6 protein-coding genes are annotated in these 18,087 nt (G+C 74.2%); 3 read left to right on the top strand and 3 right to left on the bottom strand.

What is annotated here, in order from left to right; translation table 11 throughout:
- Position 1: 1 nt before the first annotated feature.
- Together ASD48_RS30355 and ASD48_RS30350 are read right to left on the bottom strand one after the other, a co-directional pair.
- A complete protein-coding gene (locus tag ASD48_RS30355; protein WP_057604945.1) occupies positions 2-3,880 on the bottom strand; it encodes a type I polyketide synthase in 3,879 nt (1,292 codons plus the stop codon).
- Positions 3,873-12,470: a non-ribosomal peptide synthetase gene (locus tag ASD48_RS30350; protein ID WP_057604944.1), complete on the bottom strand. Its 8,598-nt coding sequence runs from the start codon at positions 12,468-12,470 to the stop codon at positions 3,873-3,875. The genes ASD48_RS30355 and ASD48_RS30350 overlap by 8 nt, the downstream gene beginning before the upstream one ends.
- Positions 12,471-12,895: 425 nt before the next feature.
- On the opposite strand from ASD48_RS30350, the gene ASD48_RS30345 reads away from it, so the two are divergent.
- Together ASD48_RS30345 and ASD48_RS30340 are read left to right on the top strand one after the other, a co-directional pair.
- On the top strand, positions 12,896-14,185 hold the full coding sequence (locus ASD48_RS30345; protein WP_057604943.1) for a condensation domain-containing protein: 1,290 nt from the start codon (positions 12,896-12,898) through the stop codon (positions 14,183-14,185).
- Between the two features lie 53 nt (positions 14,186-14,238).
- A complete protein-coding gene (locus tag ASD48_RS30340) occupies positions 14,239-14,757 on the top strand; it encodes an RNA polymerase sigma factor (protein ID WP_057604942.1) in 519 nt (172 codons plus the stop codon).
- A 443-nt stretch (positions 14,758-15,200) separates the two neighbouring features.
- On the opposite strand, the gene ASD48_RS30335 is transcribed toward ASD48_RS30340, so the two are convergent.
- Entirely contained in the window at positions 15,201-15,851 is a 651-nt protein-coding gene (locus ASD48_RS30335; RefSeq protein WP_057604941.1) for a LuxR family transcriptional regulator, read from the bottom strand.
- A gap of 423 nt (positions 15,852-16,274) precedes the next feature.
- Here ASD48_RS30335 and ASD48_RS30330 point away from each other — a divergent pair, with 423 nt between their 5' ends.
- Complete coding sequence (locus tag ASD48_RS30330; RefSeq protein ID WP_057604940.1) at positions 16,275-17,522, top strand: helix-turn-helix domain-containing protein; 1,248 nt, start codon at positions 16,275-16,277, stop codon at positions 17,520-17,522.
- Positions 17,523-18,087 lie beyond the last annotated feature (565 nt).

The following is an 18,087-nucleotide window of genomic DNA, read 5'->3' as shown; positions in this document are numbered from 1 at the left end:
GTCATGCGGGGTCTCCTGAGCGGTCGGGGCCCCCGGGGGGCGGAACGGGTACGGGCGCGGTGGGATCGGCGGTGCCGCGCAGTGCCTTGGCGACCGCCGATCCGATCAGGGCGAGGGGCTCGGGTTCGGTCATCTCGTAGTGCCCGCACGGCACCCGGTGGTCGTGCAGGGTGCCCCGCACCTGGGCCCGCCAGGCGTCCGCCTTGCCGGGCTGTACGGCGAGGTCGCCGGCGAAGTCCGTGGCCGGTTCGTCGTCGGCGCTGAAGAACAGGACGTCCCCGTGGAAGACACCGGGCTCGAACCGGGGCGCGAGGCGCAGGTTGTTGCGCATGACGTCGGCGACGGCGGCGGCCTGCGCGCGGTCGACCGGAGAACCGGCGGGATCCGCCGTGACCTTGGCGTCGATGCGGTCCAGGACGGTCGCCACCGCGGGCGGTTCGCCGTCCGAGGGCACGGGCAGGCCGGCCACCCGCATCAGCAGGGCCGCCACCTGGCGCTCGGCCGTCTCGGCGTCGTATGCGCTGGAGTAGGGCTGCGGGGCGTCCAGCATGGCCAGGAGTTCCACCCGCTCCCCCTGTTCCTGGAGCGCGCAGGCCATCGCGTGGGCGACGAAGCCGCCGTACGACCATCCCAGGAGCCGGTAGGGGCCGTGCGGTTGGACCTCGCGGACCAGATCGACGTAGGAGGCGACCATGGCCGGGGCGTCGGGTGCGGGCGGCCGGGTGCCGTCGAGACCGGCGGCCTGGATGCCGTACACCGGCTGGTCGCCGCCGAGGTGGGGCAGCAGGCCGGTGTAGCGCCAGGAGACGCCGGCGCCGGGGTGGACGCAGAACAGCGGTGCGGCGCCGCCCTCGCGGCGCAGCGGCAGCAGGGGGGCGAGGGCGTTCGCGGTGCCGCCGGACCGCTGGTCGTCGGTGTCCTCGGTGGCGGCGAGGACACCGGCGACGGTCGGCGCGGCCAGCAGGGTGGCGGCGGGTACGTCGAGCACCCCGGCCCGGCGGAGCCGGCCGGCCAGCAGGACGGCCCTCATGGAGTCGCCCCCGAGGTCGAAGAAGTTGTCGTGGACGCCGATGCCGCCGATGCCGAGGGTCTGCTCCCACAGCCGGGCGACGGCCTGTTCCCGCTCGGTGCGCGGCGGCACGGCCTCGGTGGTGAGCCGGGGTCGGGGCGCGAGGTGCGGCTCGTCCCGGACCGTGTCCGAGGTGTCGGACGCGGTGGAGCGGGCGCCCGGCGCGTCGATCCAGTGGCGGTGGCGTTCGAAGGCGTACGGGGGCAGCGGCACCGGCCGTGGCGTGCCCGGCACCGGCGGGAGCGCGGTGTCCGCACCGGCGGACCACAGCCGGCCCAGCGCCTCGGCGAGGACGAAGCCGTCGCGGGCGTCGGCCTTGGCGTGCCGCATGGTGGTGACCGTGACCGGTGTGTCCGGGTCCAGCTGGGTGGTGGCCAGTCGGGTCAGGGTGTCCGCCGGTCCGATCTCCACCAGGACCGGGCGCCCGCGCTCCCACAGGGCCGTGATGGCGTCGGTGAACCGCACGGTGCGGCGGGTGTGGTCGAGCCAGTGCCGGACCGAGGTCGCCTGGGCGTCGGTGATCCAGGTGCCGGTGACGCTGGTGACGAACGGGATGCGGGGCGGGCACAGGGTGACGCCGCGCAGGTGCCGCTCGTACGTCTCCAGCACGGGGTCCAGGACGTGGGAGTGGGCGGCGGCCGGTATCCGCACCCGGCGGAAGGGGAGGTCCCGGCGGGCGAGTTCCCGCTCGAAGCGGGCCACGGCCTCCTCGTGTCCGGCGACGGTGCAGGCGGCGGGCCCGTTCACCGCGGCCAGGGACAACTCCTCGTCGAGCAGCGGCAGTACCTCCTCGGCCGGGGCCGCCACACTGACGGTCGCTCCGCCCGCCTCGCTGATCAGCCGGATCCGTTCGGTGACCAGGGGCAGCATGTCCGCGAGGTCGATGACCCCGGCCAGGCAGGCCGCCGTGTACTCGCCCAGGGAGTGGCCGATGAGCGCGTCGGGGCGGACCCCGGCGGCCATCAGGGTGCGCGCGAGGGCGTACTCGGTGACGACCAGGCCGAGGAAGGTGGCGGTGTGGTCGGCCGGTGTGCCCTCGAAGAGGGAGGTGCGCAGGTCGGTGCCGAGGACGGGGCGCAGGATGCGGGCGCACTCGTCCACGGTGTCGCGGTAGACGTCCTGGTCGCGGTATAGCTCGGCGCCCATGCCGGGGTACTGGGTACCGCCGCCCGGCAGCAGGAACGCCACCCGGGCGGGTTCGTCCGGCACGGTCGGGGTGGCGGGGGCGGCGGCCCGCAGGGCGGACAGGGCCTCCTCGCGGGAGGCGGCGCTGACGGTCAGGCGGTGGCGCAGGGCCGGGCGGGTGGTGCGCAGCGAGTGCGCCACATCGTCGAGGCGCAGGTCCGGGTGGCGTTCCAGGTGGTGGGCAAGGGCTTCGGCCTGGCCGCGCAGGGCGCCGACGGTCCGGGCGGACAACGGCAGCACCAGGCGGCCGCCGTCCTCGGGGGCGCGCGGCGGTGCGGGCGCGGAAGCGGGGGCCTCCTCCAGCACGACATGGGCGTTGGTGCCGCCGATCCCGAAGGCGCTGACCGCGGCTCGCCGGGGGCGGCCGTCGGCGGGCCAGTCCTCCAGCGCGGTGGGAACGCGGAACGGTCCGGCCGCGAAGTCGATGAGCGGGTTGGGCCGGTCGAAGTGCAGGCTGGGCGGGATCTGCCGGTGTTCCAGGGCGAGGACCGCCTTGATGAGTCCGGCGATGCCGGCCGCCGCGCCCAGATGGCCGATGTTGGTCTTCACCGAGCCCAGCGCGCAGTAGCCGCGCCGTCGGGTGGACTCCCGGAACGCCTCGGTGAGCGCGGCCACCTCGATGGGGTCGCCGAGGCGCGTCGCGGTGCCGTGCGCCTCGACCAGGCCGATGCTGTCGGCGTCCACCATCGCCTGGGCCTGCGCGGCCAGCACGACCTCGGTCTGTCCGGCGGAACTGGGCGCGCTGAAGCCGACCTTGCGCCGTCCGTCGTTGTTGACGGCACTGCCTCGGATCACGGCCCGGACGCGGTCGCCGTCGGCCAGGGCGTCCGCCAGCCGTTTGAGGACGACCGCGCCGACGCCGTCCCCGGAGGAGGTGCCGGCGGCGTCCGCGGCGAACGCCCGGCAGTGTCCGTCGGGCGAGAAGGGCCCGTCGGGTACGTGCCGGTAGCCGAGCGCCGCCGAGGGGTTGAGGGAGACGGCGGCGGCGAGGGCGGTGTCGCAGCGGTGGTCGAGCAGGTCCTGGCAGGCGGTGTGCACGGCGACGAGCGCGGTGGAGCAGGCCGTCTGGAGGGACACACTAGGGCCGGTCAGACCCAGTTCGTAGGAGATGCGGGGGGCGAGGGTGCCCAGGGAGTTGGCGGTGGCCGCGTGCACCAGCTCGACGGAGCCGGGCTGTCCGGCGTGGCGGGGGTGGAGGTGGGCGGGGTAGTACCGGCTGTCGCCGGCGCCCGCGTACACGCCGAAGGTGCCGTGATCGGTGCCGGGTGCGAGGCGGCCCGCGTTCTCCAGGGCGTGGTAGGCGGTCTCCAGCAGCAGGCGCTGCTGGGGGTCGACCACGGCGGCCTCGGCGGGGAGGTAGCCGAAGAATCCGGAGTCGAAGCGGTCTATGCCCTCGACGACGGACGCCATGCGGATCAGCGACGGGTCGTCCAGGTCGCGCGGGTCGCCGCCGGCGGCCAGGAACTCCTCGTCGGAGACGGGACGTACGGCTTCGCGGCCCGCGGCCAGGTTGTCCCAGAACGCGTCGAGGTCGTCGGCGCCGGGAAACCGGCCGGCCATGCCGATGACGGCGACGGCCGGCAGGTCCTCCTCCGGTGTGTCCAGCGGCCCGTCGGTCTCATGCATGGCCTTGGCCCTTTCCGTTCCGTGCGGAGCGGCGGGTCCGGGCCGCGCGCTGCCGTCGTGCCTGTTCCTTCGCCCGGTCCAGCCCGCTCGGTGGGTCCCCGGCGGCGTCGGTCGGGGTTCCGGGGGCCGTCGTACGGCCGACGAGGTGGCGGGCCAGGTCGCGCACGGTGGGGTGCGCGAACAGGTCGACCACGGTCAGCTCGCAGCCGAACTCCTGGTTGACGGCGCTCTGCGCGCCGACCAGGAGCAAGGAGTTGCCGCCCAGGTCGAAGAAGTTCTCGTCCCGGCCGACCCGGTCGCGGTGCAGCACTCCGCACCACAGCTCGGCGAGCCGCTGTTCCAGGACGTGGATCCGTCCCCCGGTGTCGTCGGCGGCCTCCGGCCGGTCGGCGCTGCCGGCGGCGCGCAGCACCCATGGGGCGACGCCCGCGGCGTCGGCGGCCGCCCGGTGCAGGGCGCCGAGGTCGGCGCCCTCCTCCAGCGCGACGCGGGCGGCCAGCCGCCGCACCTGCCGGGCCGGTTCGGCGACATGGCTGCGGACCCAGGGGGCGGTGCGGTCGGCGCCGATCAGCAGATGGGGTTCGTCCAGGGTGCGGGCGAGATCGAGGGAGCGCAGTGCGGCGGCCGCGTCCAGGACCCGGTAGCCGCGTGCCTCGGTGAGTGCGGTGAGACCGTAGCCGCTGCTCATACCCCGCTCGTGCCACATGCTCCAGGCCAGGCTCTGCGCGGGCAGGCCCTGGGCCCGGCGGTGCAGGGCGAGCGCGTCGAGGTAGGCGTTGGCCGCGGCGTAGGCGGTGTTCATGGCGCCGCCGAACCAGCCGTTGACGGAGGAGAACAGCACGAACGAGGTCACCGGATGGTCGGCGCTGACCCGGTGCAGGGTCCAGGCGCCGTGCGCCTTGGCGTCCAGCGCCGAGCGCCAGGCGTCCGGGTCCAGGTCGCCGACGGGCCGCTCCACGAGTGCGCCGGCCAGATGCCAGACCGATGTCAGGGGGACGCCCCAGGCCTCGGTGGCCTCGTCCACCGCCGCCCGCACCTGGTCCTCGTCGGTGACGTCGGCGCACGCGTAGCGCACGTCGCCCAGCTCCCGTAGCCGCTGGTGGGTTCCGCCGTCCTCGGGCAGCGGACTGCGGCCGAGGAGGAGCAGGCGGGCGCCGGGGGTAGCCAGCAGGTGGGCGGCCAGTGCGCCGCCGACTCCGCCGAGCCCTCCGCTGACGAGGTGGAAGCCGTCGGTGGCGGGCGGCTCCCTGCGGTCCGGCGCCTCGGGCAGCGGGGCCAGCCGGCGCACGTGCCGCCGTCCGCCGCGGTGGGCCACCTCCGTGTCCACGAGGTGCTGCGCGGCCTCCGCCGTCACGAGCGGTACGGGGTCCGTGTCCCGTTCGACGTCCAGATGAACGCAGCGCAGCCCCGGTGACTCCTCCCGCAGCGACTTCAGGACCGCGCCGGCCATGGCCTGAGCCGGGGAGGGCGCTTCGCCCGCGCCGACCGCCTGGGCGTCCACCGTCACGTGGAGCAGGTCCGCGGGCCGGGTGCCGAGCGCCCGGGCGAGCGCCAGCAGGGTGCGGGCGGCCGACTCGTCCGGGGCCGCGTCGCCGCCATGCGGGGCGGTGAGGTGGACGACGGCGTCGACCGGCCGCTCGTCGGCCGCCAGGTCCCGCAGCAGCGCCGTGTGGTCGGTGTCCTCGGCGGGCCGGATCCGGTAGCGGGCGGCGTCGAGGCGTTCGTAGGACGGTCCGTCCGTGGCGACGGTGCAGCGCGCGCCGTCGGCGCGCAGGGCCCGGGCCAGGCGGTCGGCGAGGCGGTGGGTCCAGGGGCCGTCGCAGGCCAGGACCAGGGTGTGCCGGCCGGGCGGCAGGACGCGCGGGGCGCGAGGGGCGGCCGGCTGCCACACGGGCTTCAGGAACCAGTCGGGCAGGGTGGCGGCGGTGCCCAGCAGCAGCTGAGCCTCCCGGACGGCGTCGTCGAAGTCTCCCGCCTCGAAGCTCTTGCGCAGCTTGGTCCGCTGGATCTTGCCGATCTCCGTCTTGGGGATGTCGCCGGGGCCGACCGGGACCAGGAAGGCGGGGCTGACGCCGATCTCGCGGGTTACCTTGCCCGCGATCTCCCGCAGCGCTGCGGCGCGGTCGGGGACGGGGGCGAGGTTGAAGAACAGGGCGAGTTCGTCGGTGGCGGCTGACGCGTCGGAGCGGACCGCGCAGGCCGCGGTGAAGCTGCGGACCACGGCGGGCAGTTCCTCGACGCAGGTCTCGATCTCGTGGCTGTAGTGGTTGACGCCGTTGACGATGATGACGTCCTTGGCGCGGCCGGTGATGAACAGCTCGCCGTCGCGCAGGAACGCCAGGTCGCCGGTGTCGAACCAGCCGTCGTCGGTGAACGCCTCGGCGTTGGCCGCCGGGTTGTCGTGGTAGCCGCCGGTCACGGAGGTGCCCCGGACCTGGAGCCGGCCGGCCTCGCCCTCGGCGAGCACGGTGGTGTCCTCGCCGACGACGCGCATGGCGAAGCCGGGGTAGGGCAGGCCGCAGCTGACGAACGTCTCGTCGGTGCCGGGCGGTTCGGCGGGCAGCACCGCGTCCGTGACCACCGAGCAGGTCTCGGACATGCCCCAGCCGGGGTGCATCACGTCCTGCGGCAGCCCGAAGGGCCGCAGCGCGTGCAGGAAGCCGCGGGCGGCGGCGGCCACGACGACCTCGCCGGCGTTCATCACCAGCCGCATCGGGGTCAGGTCCCAGTCGCGGTCCGCGAAGCGCGGGGCCTGTCCGGCGAGCAGCCCGAAGGCGAAGTTGGGGGCCCAGGTCACGCTGACCCGGTGCCGGTGGGCGAGGTCCATCCAGCGCGTCGGGTCCTGGAGGATCCAGGAGGTGGGCGCGTGGATCTGCCGGCAGCCCAGATAGAGGTCCCGCAGGTGGAACATGACGACGCCGGTGACGTGGTCGAGCGGGATCCAGTTCAGCGTCACGTCGTCGGCGCCGAGTCCGTTCATGGCCTCGGTGGCGGCGGAACGGGCCAGCACGTTGCGGTGGGTCAGCCGGACGGCCTTCGGCAAGCCGGTGCTGCCCGAGGTCATCAGCATCAGGATGAGGTCGTCCGGCTGCGCGGCGTACCAGTCGCGGTCCTCGGGCGCGTCCCGCAGGGCGTCGGCCGTGCTCAGCCGGAGACCGGACCCGCCGTCGCGGCCGATCCGGTCGCGCAGGCCCGCCTCCAGCGCGGGCGAGCAGACGATCCAGGGCCGGCCGAGCATCCGCCAGATGCCCTCCAGTTTGGTGAGGGCGGCCGAGGGGGTGTCGTAGGAGGCGGGCACGGTGAGCGGTACGGCGACGAAGCCACCGAGGATGCAGCCCCACAGCACCGCGAGGAAGTCCTCACCGGCGTCGCACTGGAGGATCACCTGGTCGCCGGGGCGCAGTCCGGCACGCCGGAGTCCGGCGAGGACCCGGGAGGCCTCGGGGACGAGGGAGGCGTACTCACGGCGGGTCTCGCTGCCGTCGGGGTGTACGTGCACGATGTCGCCCCGCGCGTGGTCGGCGGCCCGTACCAGGGCCTGGGCCCAGGTGGCCACGGTGGGTTCGGCCTGCTCGGGGCCCTCGCTGAGGGCCGGCCGTGTCCCGGCCGCCCCACGAGTGCCGCCGTCGGACGCCGGTGCGGCGCGGCGCGGGGCGGCGGCGTGCCTGCGGGCCAGCTCCCGCGGGGTGTCCTCGACCCCTGCCTCGGCGGCGCCGACACCGGTGACGCGGGCGAGGCGCTGTTGCCAGGCCCCGGCGGCGGCGCGGTCGACGGCGGGCAGGGCGGCGAGGGCGGCCGGGTCGAGGCCTCCGTCGGCATCGCGGGGCAGGGTGCTGACGGCGGTGACGCCGACGGTCGGGGTGCCGGTGCGCTCCAGCAGGCGTTCGACGGCCTCGGTGGCCTCCGCGCGGCCCGGTACCACGAACAGCCGGGGCGGTCCTCCGTCGGCCGCGGTCAGCGCGACGGCGTCGCGGATACCGGGCACGGACCGGGCCGCCTCGGTCAGACCTGCGGTGTCGGGGCCGGGTGCCTCGGCCGGTGTGCGCGGCGCGGGCGCCGGGAGCCCGCCGAGCCGTACGTCCGGGTCGGCGCTGACGGCCGCGAGCAGCCGGCCCAGCGAGCGGGCGAACTCCTCGGCGGTGGACGGGTCGTACAGGTCGGTGGCGTACTCGATGTGCAGGTCCAGGCCATCGGGGGTGCCCTCGGCGGTGTGCCGTTCGAGGACGTCCACGAAGAGGTCGAACTTGGCAGTGCCGGTGGCGGTGGGCCGCAGCAGCGTCGCGTGCCCGTCGAGGCGGAGCACGGCGGGCTCGTTGTTCTGCAGGGCGAGCATGACCTGGAACAGCGGGTGCCGGCCGGGCCGGCGGGGCGGGTTCAGTTCGTCGACCAGCCGGTCGAAGGGCAGTTCCTGGTGGCCGAGCGCGGCCAGGTCGCCGGGCCGGACGCGGGCCAGCAGTTCACGGAAGGCGGGGTTGCCCGAGGTGTCGGCGCGCAGCACCAGGGTGTTGGTGACCAGGCCGATCAGATCGTCCAGGCCGGGTTCGGAGCGCCCGGCGACGGGGACGCCCAGCACGATGTCCTCGCCGGCTCCGCAGCGGGTGAGCAGGGCGCTGACGGCGGCGTGCAGCAGCATGAACAGGCTGCTGCCCTCGCGCTCGGCGAGGCCGGTGAGGTCGCGGTGGAGGGCGGCGGGTACGTGCTCGGTGACATGGGCGCCGTCGCGTGGTGCCGTCGGCCGGGGCCGGTCGCCGGGCAGGGTGCACTCCTGCGGTGCCGCGGCCAGCGCCTGGCGCCAGTGCGCGGTGAGCCGCTCGGCGTGTCCCGTACCGTCCGGCCCGGGGGCAAGCAGGGCGCGCTGCCAGAGCGCGTAGTCCGCGTACTGCGGCGGGGGCGCGTCCCACGCCGGGGCGGTGCCCGCGCGGCGTGCCGCGTAGGCCCTGCTCAGGTCGTCGGCGAGGGGCCGCAGGGACCAGCCGTCGGCTGCGCTGTGGTGCAGGAGGAGCAGCAGGGTCCGGTCCTCACCGGTGCCGAACAGCCAGGCCCGCAGGGGAGGTTCGCCGGTGAGGTCGAAGCGGTGACGGGAGGCGGCGGCCAGGTGCGCGCCGATCTCGTCGACGGGGCAGTCGACGGCGGCCAGCGGCGGGCGCGGCCCGCCGGCCGGCAGGATCCGCTGGTACGGCGTGCCGTCGTGGTCGGCGAGCACCGTGCGCAGGATCTCGTGGCGGTCGGCGAGGTCGCCCAGAGCGGCACGCAGCGCCTCGGTGTCGGCGGCGGCGCCGAGCGGCACGACGAGGGGGATGTTGTACGTCGCCGTGGAGTCGTCGAGCCGGTTCAGGAACCGCATGCGTTCCTGGGCGTAGGACAGCGGGACGCGCTCCGGGCGGGGCCGCTCGCCGAGAGCGGGCCGGTCGGGAGCCGTGCCGGGGCGGCCGTCGAGGAGCCGGGCGAGGGCGGCGGGCGACGGACCTGCGAACAGGGCGGTGATCGGCACGTCGGTGCCGGAACCGTGGCGCAGCCGGGCCAGCAGCCGGGTGGCGAGCAGCGAGTCACCGCCCAGGTCGAAGAAGTTGGCGTCGATGCCGACGGTTTCCCGGGGCAGCTTCAGCACGTCCTCGAACAGGGCGCACACCAGCGCCTGTTCGGTGCTCGCGGGGCGGGTGCCGGCCGCCGCGCCGGTGAGGTCGGGCGCGGGCAGCGCGTCGGTGTCCAGCTTGCCGTTGGCGGTCAGCGGCAGGGTGTCCATGAGCACACAGGCGGCGGGAACCATGTGCTCGGGCAGGTGGGCGGCCGCGTGGTCGCGCACCTCGGCCGCGGCGGGCGGTCGTTCACCGGTGGTCACGAGATAGGCGACGAGCTGTTCGCCGCCATGGTCGGCACGGCGCACGACGACGGCGGCGCGGGCGATGCCGGGGTGCTCGGCGAGGACGGCCTCGATTTCGCCGGGCTCGACCCGGAAGCCTCGCAGCTGCACCTGCCGGTCGGCGCGGCCGAGGTGGTCGAGGGTGCCGTCGGCGCGGAGCCGCGCCAGGTCGCCCGAGCGGTACATGCGGCTGCCGGGCGGGCCGTGGGGGTCGTCCAGGAAGCGGTCGGCGGTCAGTTCGGGGCGGTGCAGATAGCCGGGGGTCACCCCGGCGCCGGTGACGTACAGCTCGCCGACGGCGCCCGGCGGCACGGGCCGGCCCTGCGGGTCCAGGAGGTACACGCGCAGGTCGGCGAGCGGGGTGCCGACGACGTTGCCCCGGCGGGGGTCCGTCAGGTCGTCCGGGGTGAGGCGGTGGTGGGTGACGTGCACGGTGGTCTCGGTGATGCCGTACATGTTCACCAGGGCCGGCCGGTCGAGGCCGTGCCGGGCGGTCCACGGGCGCAGCCGTTCGGGACGCAGCGCCTCCCCGCCGAACACGACGTAGCGCAGCGCTCCGGCGGTGGGTTCCTCGTCGGCGTCCACCAGCTGTTCGAAGGCGGACGGTGTCTGGTTGAGGACGGTGACGCCCTCGTCGTGCAGCAGCCGCAGGAAGTCCCGTGGGGAACGGCTGACGGCGTACGGCACGACGACGAGCCTGCCGCCGTGCAGCAGGGCGCCCCAGATCTCCCAGACGGAGAAGTCGAAGGCGTAGGAGTGGAAGAGGGTCCACACGTCGTCGGCGCCGAAGTCGAAGTGCTCGGCCGACGCGGCGAACAGCCGGACCACGTGGGAATGCGGCACGGGCACGCCCTTGGGGCGGCCGGTGGAGCCGGAGGTGTGGATGACGTACGCGATCTGCGTCGGGCCGATCGGTCCGCCGCGGTCGGCGTCGGTCAGGTCGGAGGCCGGGCGCGTGGCGAGGTCGGCGGTGACGGCGGGCTCGTCCAGGACGACGGCGGTGACGTCACCGCCGAGGTCCGCGGCGAGGCCGCCCTCCGTGACCAGGAGGACGGGCGCCGCGTCCGCCATGACCAGGCGCAGGCGTTCGGCCGGGTGGGCGGGGTCCAGCGGGAGGTAGGCGGCTCCGGTCTTGAGGGCCGCCACCAGGGCGGGCAGCAGTCGCGGGCCCCGGTGCAGCGCGAGGGCCACCGTCCGGCCCGGTCCCGCGCCGCGTTCGACGAGCAGCCGGGCCAACCGGTTGGCCTCTTCGTTGAGTTGCCCGTAGGTGAGGTGTGCGCCCTGGTGGGTGACGGCGATCCGTCCGGGCCGGGCGCGCACCTGCCGCTCGAACAGCTCGGTGAGCGTCCCGGTGACCGGGAACTCGCGTACCGGCCGGTCGCGGGGGTGCTCGCCGGGGAGCAGCAGGTCCAGATCGGCGAGCGCGGTGGTGGGCGCCGCCTGCGCAAGCCGCCGCAGCAGTGCGAGGAACCGTTCGCCGTGCAGGGCGAGTTCGTCCTCCTCGTACAGGTGGGGGTTGGCGTCGAGGGCCAGCCAGAGGGCGCCGGGCCGGGTGCCGGGCCGGACGTTGATCTGGAGGTCGTCCACGGCGCCGCCCGACAGGTGGTGCCAGGTCGCCGCGCTGCCGGCGAAGTCCAGTTCCTCGGTGAAGGGGACGATGTTCAGCACGGGTCCGTGCAGGCGGCGCCCGGTGCCGAGGAGGCCGAGGTCGCGGCGGATGAACTCGCCCCGGTACTGCTGGTGCCGTCGTAGTGCGGCCAGCTCGTCGGCCACCGTGCGCGCGAACTCCGCCAAGGGGGTGTCCGGTCGGGCGGTGACGCGCAGGGGCAGCACGTCGGAGGCGGTGCCCGGGGTGCGCAGTGCGGCGCTGCCGAGCCGGCTCATGGTGGCCATGCCGAGGACGAGGTCGTCCATGCCGGTCATGCGGTGCAGGTAGACGGCGAGAGCGGTGGCCAGCAGGTCGGCGCGGGTGATGCCCAGGCCGGCGGCCGCGGCGGACAGCGCCTCGGCGTCCGGGGCGCCGAGTTCGACGGTGTGGCGCAGGAACGGGGCACGCGGCGGGGCCGTACGGCGGGTGAGGCGGGCCGGTTCCGGCAGGTCCGCCAGGCGGCGGGTCCAGTGGTCGCGGTCACGGTCACGGCGTTCGGAGGCGAGGTAGGCGGCCTCCTCGGTCCGTAGCCGGCCGACGGGCGCGAAGCCGCCGGGGCCGGGGTCGCGGCCCTCGGCCAGCGCGTTGTGGACGTCGGCCAGGCGGCGGCCGAGGAGCTTGTAGCTGTAGCCGTCGAGCAGGAGGTGATGGGCCCGCAGCAGCCAGATGTGGCGGTCGGCGGCGAGGGTGAGGAGGGTGTGCGCGAACAGTGGGCCCTTGTCGGTGTCCACCGGGGTCGCGAGGTCCGCGCGGATCAGTTTCCAGGCGGCGGCCTCCGGGTCCGCGGCGTCGCTCACGTCGACCCGGTGCAGCGGCCAGTCGTCGGCGTCCGGCGCCGGACGGCAGCGGGGGCCGTCGTCGGTGTCGAGGAAGCGCAGCGCGAAGGTGCCTGCCTCGCCGACCGTGCGGCGCAGCGCCGCCTCGAAGAGAGCGGTGTCCAGGCCGCCGTGGATCTCCACCGCCTCCGCGGTGTTGTACGCGGCGCTGTCGGGGGCGAGCCGCTGCGCGTACCAGAGGCCTTCCTGGGCGCCGGACAGCGGTCGACGTTCGTCCTCGGGGAGAGACTCCTCGTGGAGTGACATAGCACAACCCTCACGTGGCAAGCCGTAACGGCCCGGCCGGAAAGAGCCCGGTCGGTCTGACAGGGAAGCGGCCCCGGCCCACCGGGCCGGCATTTACGGCCGCGCTCCGGGGACGTGGCCGAATCGCGGCCCGCCGCCGGTTCACGAGGTCCTCACGCTGGGGCTTCCGGGCGAACCCGGTCAAGCCCGATCCGGCCCCGCGGACGGAATTCAGGTTTTTCCCTAAAGAACGCGTGTTCCGGGATAGCCGCGCCCGCGACGAACTTTAGGGAAAACACGAGACTTTCCCCGGGCGCTCCACATCGGGTGGATTCACACCGGCCCGACCGTGCACTCTCGAAAGGACGTTGAGCCGGATCCGCGGCGCCGGCCGATGGTCGGCGCGCGGCTTCCGGGAATGAGCGGACGAAAAGAGGGCCTGGGTCATGCGCCGTGCGTTGTGTCCGGTAGAGACGCTGTACGTCGGGCAGCGAAGCCGAGCGGTGCTCTCCTGCACCCTGCGCGGCCGTCTCGACATCGAGGTGCTGTCGGCCGCGTTCGACGCGGTCACCGAGGCGCATCCGGCGCTGCGGACCCGTATCGTGCCGGACGGCGAGGGCTTCGCGCTGGACCTGCTGGACGAGACCGCGCGCCCCCGGCTGAGCACCCGGACCGGCGCCGCCGAGGACGCCTACGCCACGGAGCTGAACACGCCGCTGTCCGTCGGCGGGCCCCTGAGCCGGGCGGTCCTGGTGAGCGCGCCCGAGGGAGACGGCCACCTGTTCGTGCTCTCGGTGGACCACACCGTCGTCGACGGACACAGCGGCATCGCCCTGCACAACGAGATCTGGGAACGCTACCGGGCGCTGGCCGAGGGCGAGGAGCGGCCCGGCGCCGCGGACGGCGTCCCCGGCTGGGCGGTGCCCGTGAGCGAGTTGCTGCCCGCAGTGGACGAGGCGGCGACGTCCGCGTACCTGGAACGGCGCGTGGACGAAGCGCGCCGGCACCCGGCGGAGTTGGTGGCGTACGACGTCACGGAGCCGTCCGCCGTCGAGGGCCGTATCGAGGTGTGCCGGCTGACGCTGGACGAGGAGCGCACCGGCCGGCTGCGCCGCACCGCCCGCACGGCGGGCGTGACCGTGCACGCCCTGGTCGCCGCGGCCCTGCTCACGACGGCGCGCCGGCGTCTGCCCGGCGGCGAGCCGCGTGCCCTGCGCTGCCTCTCCCCCGTCGATCTGCGCTCGCGGCTGTCACCGCCGCTGCCCGCCCTGGTGATGGTGCCCGCCGTGACCAGCCACCTCCAGGCCCTGGACGTCGCACCGGAGTCGGACCCGGTCGAGCTGGCCCGCACCGTCCACTCCCGGCTCGGCGACTTCGTCGCGGGTGACGGCCCTTACCACGAGATGCGGATCACGCCCGAGATCCCGCGCAACCCCACGCTGCAACTGGCGACGGTGATCGCCACGAACATGGGCGTCGTCCCGGGGCCCCGGCTGCCGGAGGGTCTGGAGGTCACCGACGTCCGGCTGGTGCCCGCCCGGGAGCAGTACTTCCCGGCGGCCGGACGCAGCCCGGTGATGGCTTGTGTCGTCTCGTTCGAGGGACGGCTGGCCATCGAGTTCCCGTACTTCACCGCATGTTTCAGCCCGGAGTTCGTCCGGGCCTTCCGCGACGGGGTCGGTGCGGTGCTCGACGCCTGCGCCGCCGTCGAGCCCGTCCCCACGGCGGCGGGCTGAGGCGCCCCACCGCACCGCACCTCACCGGCCACCGTAAGGAGCCCTGCGCCGACATGAACAACGTCAGCGACATCCCCACGCCCCTGGCGCTGCTGCCGCGCGCCCAGGCGGGCGACGAACAGGCCATGAACCAACTGCTGACCGGGATCGTCCCCTACGTCGCACGACTGTGCCGGTCCATCACGCACGACGACGGCGCGGACGCCACCCAGGAGGCGCTCCTCGCCGTCTACCGGGGTCTGCGCACGCTGCGGGAGCCGACCGCGTTCTACGGCTGGGTGCGTTCGGTGACGGTCCGCGAGGCCGTGCGCACGCTGAAGCGGGCCGGTGAGGAGGGGCCGTACCAGCGGGTCGAGCCGGGGCAGGAGGCGAACCCGCTGGACGCCGTGCACATCAGCGATGTACTGGACCGGCTGTCCATGTCCCACCGGCAGGTCCTCACCCTGCGCGCCTACGGCCTCAACGAGGAGGAGATGGCACGTGTCCTGTCACTGCCGGTGGGCACCGTACGGTCCCGGCTGCACCGCGCCCGACTGCGCTTCCGGGAGGCCTGGCAGCCCTCGGCGGCTTGAGCCCCGTCCTGTGGATCCTGCCGCGCCCGGAGGCATTGCCTTCCGGCCGGCCCGAGCCGGATCCGCCGCGCGCGGACGCGAGGCGGAGGAGGCAGTCCGGGCGGAGTGCCCGGGCGTGACCGCGACGCGGCGGAGGCGCCTGCCGACGCCGCGCCCCTCGGCGGGACCGGGGAGAAGGGCCCTGAAGGCCCGGCGGGCGGCGGTTGTCCGGGCGCGCCGCTCGGCACGCCCGCACTCCGCCTCCGCCCGGAGCCCCGGGGCACGCCGCACGAGAACGGCCGGTATTCCCCGAGCGCTTCGAGCAGGTGCCCGACGGTGCACGCACCGGACCTCGCCCGCCGACGGGCGCACGGCCCGCCGAGTCCCGGGACGGACGCAACGGTGGCCGCCGACGGGATCGTCCCGCCGACGGCCACCGCCCGCCGTGTCCCCCGTCGTGCCCGTTACTCGATGAGTTCCGGCAGTACCCGTGGGGGCCACTGACCCGGCGCGAACAGCCCGAGCGCGTGGGCGCGGGCCACCAGGGCGGGCCGGTTGGGAGCGTCGAAACGGCGCAGCAACAGGCGCACGCGGTACTCGACGCCCTGACGGCTCAGGTACAGGCGGCCGGCCAACTGCACGGTCGACGCACCACCCGCCACGCCCTCCAGGACCCGCACGTCGAGTTCGCTGAGCGTCAGTTCGCGGGGGTACGGCTCGCCCGCCGCCCCCAGGGGGCTCAGCAGGAGGACCAGTCCGGCCGGCCCGGTCGCGCCGGTGACCGCTATCGCCGTCAGGTCGGCGGCGAAGACACGGCCGCTGTCGTGCCGACCGGCCACCCGCTCGGTGAACCAGCTCGTGCGGCCCTCGGAAAGGTCGGTGAAACGGTGACGCAGCAACTCGGGCGTGCCCGCCCGGAGCAGATCGCTCAGCGTGCGGTCGCATATCTCGCCGGGGCTCGCCCCGAACTGTGCCGCGAAATCGGCTTCCGCGGCCGTGATCGTCATGCCCTTCGGACATACATGGGCCGTGTAGGTGCGGCGGCGGTTGACGCCGGCGCCCGCCTTGACGACGGTGGTGGATGAGGCGGTGATGCTTGTGGTCACCACGGACATACCGTCTTTCCCTCTGTACATGGGGGTTTCGATGCAGCCCGCCCTTTCCGGCAACCCCGCGAGACAACGTTGTCAGCATGTCACTTTCGCGCGGTCGCCACCGGATCGGGGCGATATCACATCAGGTCGGCAACTCGGAGGCTATGGCCGGACAACCCGCCTGGCAAGTGTTTGCCTATCCAGGCATGTCCATTGCCAACTCTTTTGGCCATGGGGCAATTTCAGCCACCTGGATCCTCCGCCCGGTCGTTCCGAAACTCGGTACACAGGGAGCCATGGCAAATGACAGGAGAAACCTCGCGTGCGCAACCATGTTGCCCCCATTGCCAAGCCTCCCTAAAGTATGGGCAACTTCCGGACGTGGCCTCGGAAACACGGGCCGATCAGAAGACTCAAAAGGACCTCAGGGGATCAGAGGGCGAAATGCTTGAGCAGCCGCACTTCGGCCGGCAGCTGAGGAAGCTCAGGCTCGAGCGGGGCTTGAGCCAGGCTGCGGTCGTCGGTGAGGGCATGTCCACCGGATACCTCTCCCGTCTGGAGTCGGGCGAACGCCGACCGACCGGACGGACCGTCAGCTACCTGGCACAGCAACTCGGCGTGGACGTCGCCGCGTTGACCGAGCCGCGCGCGGGCGGTTGCCTGAGCCGCGCGCTCGCCGCCGCGACCTCGGCACCGCCGGGCACGGACAGCGCCACCGCCCTCCTCCAGGCGGTGCGCGACGACGAGCACGACGACCCCGTCGGCCGCTGGCAGGCGCTGTGGCTGCTCGGCCGGATCCGCGGCGGCCAGGGAGACTTCGAGCGGGAGCGCGGTCATCTGCGCGAGCTGATCGAACTGAGCGAACTGATCGCGGCACCCGACCTCCGGGTGCGGTCCCACGTGCAGTACGCGCGCTGTCTGGTCGCCCTGGGCAAGGCACGGGCGGCGGAACCGGTCGCCGTCACCGCGCTCGCCGTCGCACGCGCCGAGGGGCTGCCGACCGCCGACGTCATGGCCGCGCAGACGGTCCTGATCGCCGTCGAGACCGGCCTCGGCCGACTGGAAGCGGCCGAGCGCCATGTACGCGAACTGGAGAGCGAGTTGCTGCCCACGGCCGCTCCCCAGCCGGCCGCCGAGGCGTTGTGGACCGCATCGGTGGTCGCCGATCGGCGGGGCGACCACCGGACCGCCCGGTCCCGGCTGGAGGCGGCGCTGGCACTGCTCCGGGGCGGCGACGACCTGATCCTGTGGACCCGGCTGCGTACGGCGGCGACGGCCGCCGCGCTCCAGATGTCACCGCCGTGCGTGGCGGCGGCGGAGCGGTGGCTCGGCGAGGCCGACGTGGTCCTCGAACTCATCGGCACCCCGATCCAGTTGCAGGAGGTACGCGCCCTGCGGGCCCATCTCGCCTTCCACCAGGGCCGGTTGGACGAGGCCCGGACGCTGTGCGGCGCGTTGCCACCGGACGGCGAACTCCGGCTGCCGCACGGGGACCGGGTACGGCTGGCGGTCCTGGAGGGCCGTCTGATGATCATGGAGGGCCGGGTCGACCAGGGCGTCGCGGCCCTGCGCCGCCTCGGGCAGCAGGCGACGGACGCCCACAACCTCGATCTGGCCACCCACGTCTGGCGGTCCCTGGCCACCGCACTGGCCGACGTACATGCCCCGGGCGTCGGAGGCGGCGTGCGCTAGACGCCGTCCTCCGGTCCGTTCAAGTGCTTCATCGCCACCGACACACACATCGATGCGGCCAACACGAGGCAGAAGGGGCGGGTCCGCCTCGTCGCCACCAGTCGCAACCTGAAGATCGCCAGGGCCGGCAAGTCCGAGGTCACCCTCCACCAGGTCATCCCCTCGGTGCCGGACAGGAAGCAGCAGGGCACGGACGTCAGGACGCCCCAACGGTGCAACGAGATGGCCGAGTCCGTCAGCGGGGCTAAGGGCGCGAGCATCCAGGGCATCCAGGAGTGGGAGGACACGCTGGTGGCGCTCCTCGATCGGGTGGAGAAGTCGAGCCGGCACGCCAAGGCACAGAAGGACGCGAAGAAGAAGGCGGGCAAGGGCGACGTAGCGGCCTTCACGAAGTGGTCCCACGAGCTGAGCGGGACCTACCAGCAGTACCTGGAGGAGTATCCCGACGAGATGAAGAAGGCGCTGAAGAAGCTCGACGTCAACGAATATCTGACGCCGAAGCTCGGCATCCCGATCACGACCGTCGCCTACGGAACCGCCGAGCAGGAGGAGCACCGCAGGGCCT

The sequence above is a fragment of the Streptomyces sp. Root1310 genome (assembly GCF_001426425.1).
In the GTDB taxonomy this organism is placed as follows: domain Bacteria; phylum Actinomycetota; class Actinomycetes; order Streptomycetales; family Streptomycetaceae; genus Streptomyces.
Note: the sequence above shows the minus strand (reverse complement) of the source record. Positions and strands in the feature narration are given on the sequence as shown.

Bases quoted from the DNA above. Each gene is read 5' to 3' on its own strand.
- ASD48_RS30355 (WP_057604945.1), bottom strand. From the start codon at position 3,880: ATGCATGAGACCGACGGGCCGCTGGACACACCGGAGGAGGACCTGCCG.
- ASD48_RS30350 (WP_057604944.1), bottom strand. From the start codon at position 12,470: ATGTCACTCCACGAGGAGTCTCTCCCCGAGGACGAACGTCGACCGCTG.
- ASD48_RS30345 (WP_057604943.1), top strand. From the start codon at position 12,896: ATGCGCCGTGCGTTGTGTCCGGTAGAGACGCTGTACGTCGGGCAGCGA.
- ASD48_RS30340 (WP_057604942.1), top strand. From the start codon at position 14,239: ATGAACAACGTCAGCGACATCCCCACGCCCCTGGCGCTGCTGCCGCGC.
- ASD48_RS30335 (WP_057604941.1), bottom strand. From the start codon at position 15,851: ATGTCCGTGGTGACCACAAGCATCACCGCCTCATCCACCACCGTCGTC.
- ASD48_RS30330 (WP_057604940.1), top strand. From the start codon at position 16,275: ATGCTTGAGCAGCCGCACTTCGGCCGGCAGCTGAGGAAGCTCAGGCTC.